The 12,507-nt window shown below is 55.2% G+C and carries 11 protein-coding genes; 1 reads left to right on the top strand and 10 read right to left on the bottom strand.

Features of this window, described 5'->3' with window-relative positions:
- Window positions 1-59: 59 nt before the first annotated feature.
- The 6 genes from HOP51_RS10530 to HOP51_RS21060 all read right to left on the bottom strand — a co-directional run bounded on the left by HOP51_RS10530 (window position 60) and on the right by HOP51_RS21060 (window position 5,883).
- Entirely contained in the window at window positions 60-956 is an 897-nt protein-coding gene (locus HOP51_RS10530) for a LysR substrate-binding domain-containing protein (RefSeq protein WP_234273867.1), read from the bottom strand.
- A gap of 105 nt (window positions 957-1,061) precedes the next feature.
- Window positions 1,062-2,363: a TRAP transporter large permease gene (locus tag HOP51_RS10525; RefSeq protein WP_234273866.1), complete on the bottom strand. Its 1,302-nt coding sequence runs from the start codon at window positions 2,361-2,363 to the stop codon at window positions 1,062-1,064.
- Window positions 2,360-2,869, bottom strand: a complete 510-nt coding sequence (locus HOP51_RS10520; protein ID WP_234273865.1) for a TRAP transporter small permease — start codon at window positions 2,867-2,869, stop codon at window positions 2,360-2,362. Before HOP51_RS10520 ends, HOP51_RS10525 begins: the two co-directional genes overlap by 4 nt.
- Before the next feature lie 65 nt (window positions 2,870-2,934).
- Window positions 2,935-3,930, bottom strand: a complete 996-nt coding sequence (locus HOP51_RS10515) for a TRAP transporter substrate-binding protein (protein WP_234273864.1) — start codon at window positions 3,928-3,930, stop codon at window positions 2,935-2,937.
- Window positions 3,931-3,997: 67 nt separating this feature from the next.
- Complete coding sequence (locus HOP51_RS10510) at window positions 3,998-5,143, bottom strand: M24 family metallopeptidase (RefSeq protein ID WP_234273863.1); 1,146 nt, start codon at window positions 5,141-5,143, stop codon at window positions 3,998-4,000.
- Window positions 5,144-5,568: 425 nt separating this feature from the next.
- On the bottom strand, window positions 5,569-5,883 hold the full coding sequence (locus HOP51_RS21060) for a CobW C-terminal domain-containing protein (protein ID WP_407061799.1): 315 nt from the start codon (window positions 5,881-5,883) through the stop codon (window positions 5,569-5,571).
- A gap of 158 nt (window positions 5,884-6,041) precedes the next feature.
- Here HOP51_RS21060 and HOP51_RS10505 point away from each other — a divergent pair, with 158 nt between their 5' ends.
- On the top strand, window positions 6,042-6,551 hold the full coding sequence (locus HOP51_RS10505) for an aldehyde dehydrogenase family protein (protein ID WP_338073042.1): 510 nt from the start codon (window positions 6,042-6,044) through the stop codon (window positions 6,549-6,551).
- A gap of 146 nt (window positions 6,552-6,697) precedes the next feature.
- Here HOP51_RS10505 and HOP51_RS10500 read toward each other — a convergent pair whose 3' ends face one another.
- From HOP51_RS10500 to HOP51_RS10485, 4 genes are all read right to left on the bottom strand, one after another.
- Entirely contained in the window at window positions 6,698-8,047 is a 1,350-nt protein-coding gene (locus HOP51_RS10500; RefSeq protein WP_234273862.1) for a TRAP transporter large permease, read from the bottom strand.
- Window positions 8,048-8,059: 12 nt separating this feature from the next.
- Window positions 8,060-8,629, bottom strand: a complete 570-nt coding sequence (locus tag HOP51_RS10495) for a TRAP transporter small permease subunit (RefSeq protein WP_234273861.1) — start codon at window positions 8,627-8,629, stop codon at window positions 8,060-8,062.
- A 62-nt stretch (window positions 8,630-8,691) separates the two neighbouring features.
- Window positions 8,692-9,732: a TRAP transporter substrate-binding protein gene (locus HOP51_RS10490; RefSeq protein WP_234273860.1), complete on the bottom strand. Its 1,041-nt coding sequence runs from the start codon at window positions 9,730-9,732 to the stop codon at window positions 8,692-8,694.
- Window positions 9,733-10,149: 417 nt separating this feature from the next.
- Complete coding sequence (locus tag HOP51_RS10485) at window positions 10,150-11,886, bottom strand: FAD-dependent oxidoreductase (protein ID WP_234273859.1); 1,737 nt, start codon at window positions 11,884-11,886, stop codon at window positions 10,150-10,152.
- Between the last annotated feature and the right edge of the window lie 621 nt (window positions 11,887-12,507).

Raw genomic sequence — 12,507 nt, 5'->3', positions numbered from 1 at the left:
CAGTTGAGGATGAGCCGGAGCCCAGCGAAGCAGAAGTCGTATTGTCAGTGTTTGGGTGGTCAGTCGGACGCGTATTGCGGCTCTACCCGGGTCTTCAGGTGCCGTTTGATTTCATCCACCAACGGCGGCCCCGAACGGTAGGATGAAGTCAACATGCTGATATCAAAAAAAATTTCTGGAAAAAACCTTCTGATCACGATCCCCTTGCCGTCGAAGCAGCTCGCCGTCATCTTGTCCACCAGCGCCACCCCCGCGCCCGCTGCCGCAAGCTGACAGGAGGTCTGGCTGGAAAACACGTTGATCTGTCTTTTAGGAACGATCTTGCGGGCTTCGAGCAGCGCTTCGATTTCCAACTGCCACTTGTTGAAATTACTCAACGTTATCAGGCATTCCCCCGTCAAGTCCTCTTCTGTGACGGCATCCTTTTCCTGTAAGGGATGTCCCTCGGGCAAGACGCAGACGAAAGGCACCTTCATCAGCGGCTCGACATCGAGCCCCACGCTCTCCTTGAAGAGAATGCCCAGCCCCAGGTCCACCCGGTGGGAAGCCACGCAATCGACGATCCAGTCGGAAGTATTGATCAGCAGCGACACGGAGTCGAGCGGATTGCCTTTGAGGTAGCCGGCAATGGCGCACGGCAGCCAGTTCGCCGAGAGCATGGGCAGGCTCGCAATGGAGACCTGCCCACCCCGCTGCGCCTTCATGCTCTCGACAAAAGAATTGAGCTTGCCCAGCCCGACATAAAGCTGTTCCGCCTGCGCATACAGCGCCCTGGCCTGAGCCGTGGGCGTCAGCTTGTTGCCCTGGCGGTCGAAGAGCGGAAACCCCAGGTCTTCCTCGAGCAGCTTGATGTACTTGCTCACCGAAGGCTGCGTAATGAAGAGCTTTTTCGAGGCGTCCGTTATCGCCCCCTCGGACATGACGGCAACGAACACTTCCAGTTGGCGTATATTCATATTCCGTCCAGGGTGAAGGTGACGAAGCCTCGTGTCACTGCGCCGTCATCACCGGTGCGCCATGACATTGGCTTTTATTTAACCTAAGTTATTATTGTTATTGCCTTATCCTCTTATGTGGCTGGGCAGCCATAAGGCAATATCGGGAAAGAAAATCAGTATACAAAGGCATAAAAACATGATCAAGAACATGGGCAGCGCCGCCTTGGCGATGAATCCCAGATCCTTGCCCGTGAGATTCTGGACAAGAAACAGATTGAACCCGACCGGCGGTGTGATCATCGCCATTTCCGCCACGAACACTACGAAGATACCGAACCAGATCATATCGATGCCAGCATGCCTGGCAATCGGCTCCACCACCACCATCGTCAGCACGATGGACGAAATGCCATCCAGAAAACATCCCAGCACGATATAGAACGCCACCAAGGAGAAAATAAGCCCGATGACCGAGATATCCAGGGTCGATATCCACGCCACCACCATGTTGGGAATGCCGCTGAAACCGATGCCCAGCGTCAGAAAGGCGGAACCGGCCAGCAGCAGCGCAATCATCGCCGAGGTCCGTACAGCCCCCTCCAACGAGGCCACCAGTACCTGCCAGGACAGTTTACGCTGCCAAACGGCCAGGCCAAGGGAGCCCAGCACACCCAAGACGGCCGCCTCCGTGGGTGAGGCGATGCCCAGATAGATCGAGCCGATCACCACACCGACCAGCAGCACCAGCGGGAACAGTTTTCGAATGCCCTCCAACTTCTCCCGCAACGAAGCCGGCCGCTCCCTGAGCCGCTTACCCTGCTCGGTGAACATGCCCCATAGGAAGATATAGACACCGAACATCAAGGTCAGCAGCAGGCCCGGTACGATGCCGGCGATGAAAAGATCGGCAATGGATTCTTGAACGGCGACTCCATAGACGATCATGACGATACTGGGAGGAATCAGCAGCCCCAGGGTCCCCGCCCCCGCCAACGTGCCGTAGGTCATGAAGTCGGGATAGTCGCGCTTCTCCAGTTCGGGCACCGAGATTTTGCCCACCGTTGTCAACGTTGCCGCCGAAGAGCCGGAAATGGCGGAGAAGGAAGCACAACCGGCGATGTTGACATGCAGCAGCCCGCCAGGCAGTCGCCGCAGCAACGGCGACAAGCCGGCGAAAAGGTCCTCGGACAGTCGCGTCCTGAACAGAATCTCTCCCATCCATATGAACAACGGCAGTGAAACCAGGCTCCAGCCGGAAGTGCTGGACCATACCGCCGTCGCCATCGCGTCCCCGAACGGCCGGCTGGTGAACAGCATCATGGCCAAGGCGCCGACACCCAGCAGCGTGACGCCGACCCACACCCCGCCAGCCAGCATTAGCAGCAGAGAGATGATCAGGGCAGCAACCGATAAGACTTCGCTCATAGGCCCTCTCCATTGCGTCTCGACACGACATGCACGGCCTCGGCTAACGTCATGACCAGATAGTGGCATAGGCACACGAAGAAGGCGGCAAAGCCGCACGCCACCAGGGACTGCGGCATCCAAAGCTTGATTCTGTCATCGCCGCTGCTGATATCGTCGAAGCGGTAGGAAACGCGAGTCATATCGATCAGATAACTGGCGAGATAGCCCACGATCAGACACGCCATTGCCAAACACGCGAGGTTCAACAACGCATGACCCTTCTCGCCCAACCTATCGATCACCATCGAAACGCGAATATGGCTGTTCTTGTGAAAGGCATAAGCCATACCGAAGCCACCCGAAGCAGCCATCAGATAGCCGGTGATTTCGGTAAGCCCCGGAACGTAATAACCCAGGATACGGGAGACAACTCTAAGCAGCACCACCAAAGCGATCAGCACGATGCATAAACCGCTGACGACACCGCAAAGCGCATACAGCCTGAACAGGAAAGCGTTGACCATATCTCCTCCGGGAGCGGACAGCTACCACCGAGCATGCCCGCTCGGCACGCTTGGATGAGTGGATGCTACCTGGTGGAAAGGTACTCTCTAAGCACTTCGGCGGAGATCACGTCGGCGCTCTCGAACCACTCCTCGACGATCGTCGCGCCGATCTCATCGAGCCCCCGTGCCAGTTCCTCGCTGGGCTCCAGCACCTGCATGCCGTTGGCGCTCAACTCCTCGTTGTAATGCGCAGTGACCTCTTCGATCTCCTCCCAACCCTTGGCTTCAGTCCTCTCCGCCGCATCCATCACGACCTGCCGCTGCTCTTCGGACAGCTCCTCCCAGGCGGTGGCATTCACGAATACCGCGCTCTTGGGAATCCAGGCGTTGACCGTGTAGTAGTAATCGACATAATCCCAGAGACTCTGAAAGACCCCGATGGCGCCCGAGCCGAACATGCTCTCTGCCATGCCAGTGGAGAAGGCCTGAGAAATCTCGGCGGCCTCGGTCCGTGTCGGCGTCGCCCCCAACAAATCAGCGATTCGGGTGGTGGTGGCATCGTAGGCACGCAGCCGCGTGCCGCGCATATCGGGAACATCATTGATCTCATGGCGATGGAACAACCCCTGGGGCGGCCAGGGCACCATGAAAAGCATCTTCATGCCGCGACTCTCGAACTCGTTTTCCAACGCCTCTCGTGAGACATCGTACAGTTGCCGTGCCTCGTCGAAGGAAGTGGCGATGAAAGGCAAAGTATCGAGCCCGAACAGAGCGTTGGAATTCGCCTCCGCGGCCATAAACCAAGCCCCAATGGGCACCTGTCCCGTGCGCACCGCTCGCATGATCTCGGCGCCCGGATAGAGGGAGCCGCCGGGGTGGACATTGATGGTAATCTCACCGCCGCTCAGCTCGTGCACCTCCTCCGCAAACTGCACATAGTTCTGCGTTACGCTGCTGCCCGCGGAATAGGCGGTCGGCATTTCCCAGCGAATCTCCGCATGGGCAAGGGACGTAGTCAGCCCCGTGGCCACGACGACGGCGCCGAAGAGAGCCTTCGCCGCCCAGGTCTTGTTATTCATGAGTCACCCCTTTTCGTTGCTGTATTGTTGGTTATGGGATAAAGCATCGCCGGTGCGAGACGGCGTTTCACTTGACGACCAGATCTCTCGGATAGGGAGTCAGCACCTCGCAGCCATTCTCAGTAACCGCGAAGCTATCGCTGAAGCACATGCCGAACTCAGGCAGGAACAACGTCGGCACAATATGGAAAGTCATCCCGGGCTCCAGCACCATGGGATCGCGGGGCTTGATGGAGTAAATCGATCCCTCGGCCCAGTTGGGCGGAAACCCGATACCGATGCCGTACCCCAGGCGATGCATGAAGTATTGTGCCAACCCGGCCTCCTCCACGATTCGCCGGCACGCCGCATCGACCTCTCCCGCCGTCACGCCGGGCCTGACGGTCTCCTCGGCCTTCTCCAGCACTGCCTTCAAGGTCTCTGCCACCTGCCGCTGCTGTAGGGTCGGCTCGCCGACGACCACCGATCTGGACACCATGCCGTGGTAGCGATCCACGCACCCGGCCGATTCCAGCAGCACTACATCGCCGGGCCGAATCTTGTTCCTGCGCCACATGGAAAAGCAGCGGGAAGTGCGCGGCCCCGCCACCACCAGCGGCGGATGTCCCAAGTACTCGCTGCCGCTCCTGATCGAAGCGTCGTACATGGCCGCTGCGACATCGTTCTCGCTCTTACCCGGCGCGATCTCGTCAATCGCCGCCACCAGCCCATCCCGAGCCGCGATGCAAGCCCGCTTGACTCGATCCAACTGCGCCTCGTTCTTGACGATTCTGGCCTTCTCCAGCACCCCATTCCAGCTCACGAAATCGCACTCCGAACAGCCGATCATGAGATGGAAATCCTGCACGGTCAGATACCAGGAAGAGGTCTCGATACCGACCTTCCGCACCCTCTCCCGCTCGAAGAAAGCCAGCAGCACATCGATGGGATCGTCGGTGTCGCGGATCTCCACGAACTCGCCGATGGTGGGCAAGGCACGGGCCAGAGAGCCATTGACCGCTCGCGATATCACCACCGGATAACCACGCAGAGGCACGAACATGGCCTGGAAAGTGAAATAGCCGATAGTCTGGTAACCCGTCAGCCAGAAGATATTCTCGGGATTGAACAGAATCATGCCCTGCAGTCCCTCACTCTCGATGCTTTGCTGCAGGGATTCGATAGCGTTCTTGTAATGATCCGGTGCAAAAGGGAGTTCGGGGGCGGAAGTCATAACATTCCTTTATTATGGTTATCGGTCACCTCGAACATACCCCCCACCACGTCAGGGGACAAATGGCTATTTTTGGGAACTTCACAAAAAAATGGCCACACAGCGCGCCGGAAGCGCCATATGCTACCGAGCCTCCGGATTCCTCGCATGCGACTCTACGCACCGAAAAGCTACAAAGCACACCAACGAGCGACGCTTATCCCGTCCTTTCGGCAATGGCAACACATTGATCCACGAACTTTTGGGGGCGCTCCACTTACCGACCCTCGCCCCCCGCGTGATCGATGAAACGGCACCCGGCGTCAGTCCGAAAGGTACTGGTGCGGTAAAAGCCGGACACGTAATAGCACTGTGCCTGCGGGGTCTCACACGTGTTGAGACGATTCCGGGGTACGGTTTCGGCCCCCTGATGTGCCCTGAGGCTCCTAGACAAGCCTATTCAGACGCGGAGTGAGCCACTCCCAGAGCGGTGGCGTGTCGTCACCGATGAAGACCAGTCGTCTCTCCTCGCGCGTCCCATTCGGGAGTTCCCAACTGGTTACCCTGCCGGCCGCGCGCTGCAGGGCCAGTACTCTGCCATCTCCCAGGCATACGCTTCCCTTGAAGCGAAGGATCTGCCTGGGCATGTCCTCCAGGAGCGAGCGGAGTTCAGCCACGTTCACGGCACCGGGGTGCTGCCAACTGAGTGTCTTGAGTCCCAGGGACTCCACGCCGGTCGCAGGAGGAGAGCTTGAGCGCATGGACCGAAACAGCGGTCTGTCAGAGGGAGAAGGCCAGAAGACGAAGTCCGTCGGCAACGCCGCCTGGGTTGTCCGCACATGACGACTATCAGGCAGTAGCAACCGCCCGCTCGAGTCGAGCGATCGCTTCCTCGTCGACTACGTTGAGATCGATGCCCATGACAACGGACCCGCTGCCAAGGAGATGGCATGACGCCCCTGGAGCATCATTCATCGACAATCAATGGGTCGCCTCGGCAAGCGAGCGGCGACTGCCCGTGATCAACCCCTACACGGAAGCGCTCATCACCGAGGTGACGGCGGGGCACCCTCGCGATGTGGATGCTGCCGTGGACGCTGCCCAGCGCGCGCTTCCCGCCTGGCAAGGGCTTTCCGGTGCCGAGCGCGGCAAGTGTCTCGAAAGATTCGCTAAGGTACTGGCACGCCGCCGAGACGAGCTGGCACGGTTCTCGGCAGCCAATAACGGAAAAGTCTTGGCGGAAGCGTACCTCGACCTCGACGACGCCATTGCCTGCTATCGCTACTACGCGCGTCAGGCGCTCGTCCTGGACGAACGCCTGGGCGAACGGATCCGACTCGACATGGAAGGCATCGAAGCATGCTGCTATCACGACCCCGTCGGCGTCGTCGGGCTCATCACGCCGTGGAACTTGGCACACAGCGCCTGAAACGTTCGCCATCTCACTCTAGGTGACCGGCAGGTCGATGCTCAGATGAATAAGCCAGGGTCACGGCAACACGATACCTGATGGCTCACGTGTTGCACTTGATCATTGAGACCGACCTACCTTAAATCTCCTAACTAAGAGTCGCTCTACCCAGCGCCCATTAATGTTTGAGGCAACCAAGTTGCTAAACCAGGAAAAAATAGTAGCAACAAGAGCGCCGTCAACTGCAACAGTACAAATGGAAGCACACCGCGGTAAATATCGCCTATCGTATAACCGTCAGGCGCTATACCTCGCAAATAGAAGAGAGCATATCCGAATGGAGGAGTCAAAAAGGAAGTCTGCAAATTCAAAGCAAAGAGCAACGCAAACCAAAGCATTGCTTCTTCCTGCGGAATACCAAAATCAAGAGCAATAATTATAGGTGCAAACAGAGGGAGAACAATAAGGGTAATTTCCACCCACTCAAGAAAAAGCCCAAGAATAAAAATCAGCAGCATAATCATTATAATAACGGTGAACGGTTCTACGTCCAACCCAAGAAAGGCCCCTAAGATCAACGATTCTCCACCGAGCCGTTTGAACACCAGACTAAATATTGTAGCGCCCAGCATCACGAATATTATCATGACAGTGGTCTTCGTCGTTGCTCGAAGAACCTCGCCAAACTCGTGCAGACGCCCTCTCATTGCAGCCAACGCCAATATAGTAGCTCCTATGGCACCAATGCCTGCAGCTTCAGTCGGTGTAGCAATACCTACAACAATGGATCCCAGTACGGCGACGACTAGTACCAAAGGGGCAACCAGATCCTGTAAAAGCAATATAATGGTTTTTGCAAAACCTAGCTTATCGGACTTAGGAAGCGGAGGCATCATGCCAGGCCTAAAAAGAGCCAATGCAGCGATATATGCTATATAAAGCCCCCCTAGTATCAGCCCAGGGAATACGGCCCCAATAAACAAATGACCAACAGAAATCCTAAGAGTATCTCCCAGTATGATCAGCATTATACTAGGCGGAATTAGAATCCCTAATGTTCCGGTCGCCGCAACAAGACCGCTGCTGGTTTGGCGAGAGTACCCTGCTTCTTTCATCATAGGCAATGCCAAGAGTCCCAAAAGGACAACACTGGCACCTATAATACCTGTAGATGCGGCCATGACGATGCCGATAACAATAACGGAAAAGGCGTATCCGCCAGGCATAGGTCCCAGCAGTCTAGCCAATGATGTCAGGAGTCTTTCTGCAACCCCAGATCTTTCTAACATCAATCCCATGTAAACAAATAGCGGAATAGCGATTAGCAGCCAATTTGTCAAAGTACCAGAGTAGATTCTCGACACCCCCATGGACAAGAAAACCGTTGGCAAATCTGCCACAAATGCAAAAAGCACTCCCGTACCTGCCAGGACAAATGCTACTGAGTAACCAGAAAAAATTCCAACCAACAATACTACAAGCATCAATATCGGCCACAAACTATCGGTTATCACAAGCACCTCCCATTAATATTTGCTTTCACGAAACAACTCGCAAAAAAGCCTAATAACACGTGACATCGCGGCCAATAAAATCAAAGTAAAACCTAAAGGCAAGAATGCTTTTACAAACCATCTATCCAGCAACCCACCATAGGAAGATCCTTCGCCTGACAAATACGAGGAAACCGTAAAACCCCAGGAAAACCAAAGCATGACAGCACAAAAAGGAATGAGAAATATCACATCCCCTAGAATCGTCACTAGCACTTTCCATCGAGATGAGAAAAGACCATAAAAAAGGTCAACGCTCACATGAGAGTCTTCAACGAGAGCATAAGCACCTCCCAGCATAACAATTATAAGGAATATATGCCACTGAAGATCAAGCAATGTATTAACGGTTACCGAGTCACCAAGCAGAAAGACATCCATCTCCCAAGCAAAAAACCTGTTCCAACCTACGAGACTGGCACCAATGGTCATGGCAACCGTCAAAAGCATAGGAATTATCAACCATCCCGCCAATTTCCCAAAAGCGGATAAAAAACCCTCGAACCTGTGGCAAAAACGTATTAATCTGTCGAGCATTGACATCACCAAGTTCAAGATACGCCTGGCTGTTAGCGGCCAGGCGTAGATATGTTGGAATGTAAGCGTTAATCCAGCGGAAGGTACTGCAATTCCTGCCAGCGATTCAGCCTCTCCTGATAGGCCCTAATCGACTCATACGCTTCATTGAAAATTTCATCTCGGGTAGCTTGCTGCCGAATGACCTGCTCAGATGCTTCTCTCAAGGCATCTAGAACATCATCAGGGAATCGACGAATTTCAACACCCGACTCTTCAATTTTTTCTATCGCATCCATTTGTGCATTGAGCTGATCATGCAAATTATAGGCAATATGTGCATGACATGCTTCCTGCATGATTTCCTGGTCACTCTCATCCAACCCGTTCCATACATCCATATTAATCAGAATTGAATCCCAGCTAGCCGGCTGATGCCAGCCAGGAAAATAATAATAATCCGCCACTTCGTATAGGCCCAGGCCTATATCCAGCTGGGGGAGAGAAAATTCTGCAGCGTCGATCCTTCCACGTTCCAATGATACATAGACCTCTCCGGCTGGAATCATCATGGTATTAGCACCCAGCTCGGCTACTGCCCTGGCACCCAAGCCAGCAATTCTCATGTTAAGACCCTGTAGGTCTTCTACAGAATTAATTTCCTTATTGAACCACCCACCAGCTTCAGAAAGGACCAGATGGCATGGCAATATCTTAACGTTATGAGGATCGTAAGCTTTTTGAATAATTTCCAGTCCACCACCCTCAAACATCCATGCCAAGAAGGTTTCAGGATCCGGACCAAACGGCATAGAGCCTACGAGGTTCGCCACCGGAATTCTGTCTGCCCAATAGCCTATCCAATCGAAGCCCATATCCAAGGCGCCCATACTAACGGCTTCGAACACTTCAAAAGGCGGAACAAAATCCCCTGCCCCATGAACATTGACGCTTATCCGTCCATCAGACATAAGCTCTACACGGTCCGCCCAGATTTGAGGACTAGGACCAATAGATGGAACTTGCAATCCAAATACATTCTGTAATTCATAGGTCTGTTGGGCAGCAACAGGGGTGGTAGAAATACTGATAGCAATAGCAGAGACCAAACATTTCTTCCTATTATTCATTGCGTGCTCCATTTCCTTTCGTCAGTACGTTTATTTTTGAGTATAAATTTTGCCGCATGCTTTATACGCTGATTACTTTTTCATCTCGGCGTAGCATTTAGTAGAGCTGAGAAATCACGGCCACATTCACTTAAGAATATTAATAATTTCACCCCCAAAGCTTAACAAACCCAAGTAATAGACCTTTGGTTTATAGACTTTTGTCTACACAACTCGATCCCAGTCTAAAATCCTTGTCTCCTGTAAAGCCCGAAATCATCATCAATGATAGGCTAACACATTCGTTAAATACAAATTCCATAAAAAAATAGGAGCTTAGACCTCCATATTTGCCGGGGCATTTCAATTCTCCAGTTGCAACCATCCGCCCCGATCTCGTCGCACGACTGCCGGCCTTCAGCTCAGCTCTGAGAAAGCTCATGAAGCGACCACGCCGACTGATTTGCGACGGCCATGCTGGCTTACGCCGGCCATGTGCCGTGCGGCAATATATCCAAAGGTGACTGCCGGCCCGAGGGTAATCCCCCCTCCAGGATAGTTCCCCCCCATGATCGAAGCGGCGTCGTTGCCCACGGCATAGAGGCCGGTGATGACCTTGCCCTTCTCGTCCAGCACCTGCGCATTCTCATCGGTACGCAGTCCGTCGAATGTTCCTAGGTCACCGATAACCAGCTTGACTGCGTAATACGGCCCTCTCTGGATGGGGGCAATACAAGGATTCGGCTTGTGTTCGGGATCGCCCAGCGAGCGGTTGTAGGCCGTGCTGCCCTTGTGGAATTCGGGGTCATTGCCATCCTTCGCGTGGCGATTGAACTCAGCCACGGTCTTTTCCAGTTGGGCCGGGTCCGCACCGATCTTCTCGGCCAGTTCACGCAGCGTCTTGCCGCGTATCAGATATCCACTCTTGAGATGCGCCTTGTAGGGCATGGGTGTCGGCTTGGCAAAGCCGAGGCCGTATTTCCGGAAGGTCCGGTGGTCGGCGATGAAGAAGGCGCAGACCTCGGCCTGTTCCTCGGTGCAGTGTTTGTACATCGCCTGGCAGAAGTCGTGATATGAGTTCGCTTCATTCACGAAGCGTCGCCCCGAACGCGTGACAGCAATGATGCCGGGTTTCGACCGGTCCACGAAATGCGGAAAAGTCCCCTGCGTACCATCCGACCACACTGGCCGCGAGATCGGCACCCAAGCGGCTGCGTGAGGTAGGTCCTCCTGAACCGATGCTCCTGCTTTTTCGGCCAAGCGCAGACCATCGCCTGTATTTCCTGGCGGGGCGGGCGAAGCATGTTCGTAGCCGCTCGGCGCGTGGGGGAACAGTTTCTTGCGGCGCACAGGATCCTGCGGAAAACCACCCGCCGCCATGACGACGCCCTTGTTCGCATGCACTCGGACGGCGCCCGTCGGCGTATCAACCAGGGCTCCTGTCACGCGACCGCTCTCGTCCCGGATCAACTTACGCACCGGCGAGCGGGTCCAGATCGGCACCCCCTTGTCGAAACAGGATTTCGCCAGCCGCGCGACCAGCGCGTTGCCGTTCATGAGGCGCATAGCCCGGCCATGGAAGACCCTGTCGCGCAAGAACTTCGCAAAGAGTCCACTGACGAACAATGCCGAGATCGGGGACCGCGTGACATTGAAGAAGTGCAGCAGTTCCTTGCCAGACCCGATCATCATGCCCAACACAGTGATCTCAGCCAGAGGCGGGCGCAGGCGCTTGATCTCGTCTCCAAGTTCACGCCCGTCGAAGGGCTTGGCCACGATCGAGCGTCCGCCGGGCATTCCACCAGGCGCATCGGGGTGATAGTCCGCGAAGGTGGGTCCCAGGTCGAACTGCAGGGCTGTATTATTCTCGAAGAAATCCACCGCATTGGGGCCATTCTCGAGAAACGCATCTACGCGCGCCTCGTCAAAAAACTCGCCCGTCTCGTACTTCAAGTAAGTCTTGGCCTTCTCGGCGCTGTCCTCGACCCCGGCGCGCTTGCCCGGTGCATTACCCGGAATCCACATCCAGCCGCCCGAACGCGCCGTGGTGCCACCGAAGACTGGCTCCTTCTCTACCACGAGCACCTGCTGGTGATGATGCGCCGCAACGACGGCCGTGGACAGCCCTCCGGCCCCCGAGCCCACGACGAGCACATCACAACTATGTTCTTTCATCTTGTCCTTCCTCTTGTCCGTTTCCGCCCCGAATCCAGGCCGGAAACGTCTGCTACCGAAGAGAGGTAAAGGACGGTCTCCACAGCAGCACAAAGGCTTCTACAGAACCGGCCGGGCAAGACGTCGCCGTCCTCCTCCTCTCTCCGCCCGCATACGCGGATTCGAGTGATCAGTTCGTCTCAGATGCGTTCGAAAGCTCTGTTCGACTCGCGCTTGACGGCGACCTTTAAGTCACAACGAAATTTACCTTTGGCGAACATGTTCGTCAATTGCAAATAATATAGACTAAAGAAGGGGGTACCGAATGCACAGAACCAGGCGTTGGAACACTCACTCCGACGCCTGGGCGATCACGACGGCGACGCGCTACTCGGAATTGCTCATCTCGGCCTAAGCTTGGGCGCTGTCGCACATCGCCACAGCAGATCGACGATATCTCGGTCATCTTAGAGAGCGGCAGTACATGTGCTCTGACACTTCAAGGCAGGAGCTCTCGGCCACAGTCGGATTTAGGCAAAGCGAGCTCTTGTCGGATGGTGGCCATAGTCATGCCCAGGCTACGCGCCCGCCACTGGGACACATGGCCCTGCATCGAAACCTAACATGTATGTTAATAACAAA

The sequence above is a fragment of the Billgrantia zhangzhouensis genome (assembly GCF_021404465.1).
GTDB lineage: Bacteria > Pseudomonadota > Gammaproteobacteria > Pseudomonadales > Halomonadaceae > Halomonas > Halomonas zhangzhouensis.
This window is presented reverse-complemented; position numbering and strand designations above follow the sequence as displayed.

Bases quoted from the DNA above. Each gene is read 5' to 3' on its own strand.
- HOP51_RS10530 (WP_234273867.1), bottom strand. From the start codon at position 956: ATGAATATACGCCAACTGGAAGTGTTCGTTGCCGTCATGTCCGAGGGG.
- HOP51_RS10525 (WP_234273866.1), bottom strand. From the start codon at position 2,363: ATGAGCGAAGTCTTATCGGTTGCTGCCCTGATCATCTCTCTGCTGCTA.
- HOP51_RS10520 (WP_234273865.1), bottom strand. From the start codon at position 2,869: ATGGTCAACGCTTTCCTGTTCAGGCTGTATGCGCTTTGCGGTGTCGTC.
- HOP51_RS10515 (WP_234273864.1), bottom strand. From the start codon at position 3,930: ATGAATAACAAGACCTGGGCGGCGAAGGCTCTCTTCGGCGCCGTCGTC.
- HOP51_RS10510 (WP_234273863.1), bottom strand. From the start codon at position 5,143: ATGACTTCCGCCCCCGAACTCCCTTTTGCACCGGATCATTACAAGAAC.
- HOP51_RS21060 (WP_407061799.1), bottom strand. From the start codon at position 5,883: ATGCGCTCAAGCTCTCCTCCTGCGACCGGCGTGGAGTCCCTGGGACTC.
- HOP51_RS10505 (WP_338073042.1), top strand. From the start codon at position 6,042: ATGACAACGGACCCGCTGCCAAGGAGATGGCATGACGCCCCTGGAGCA.
- HOP51_RS10495 (WP_234273861.1), bottom strand. From the start codon at position 8,629: ATGTCAATGCTCGACAGATTAATACGTTTTTGCCACAGGTTCGAGGGT.
- HOP51_RS10490 (WP_234273860.1), bottom strand. From the start codon at position 9,732: ATGAATAATAGGAAGAAATGTTTGGTCTCTGCTATTGCTATCAGTATT.
- HOP51_RS10485 (WP_234273859.1), bottom strand. From the start codon at position 11,886: ATGAAAGAACATAGTTGTGATGTGCTCGTCGTGGGCTCGGGGGCCGGA.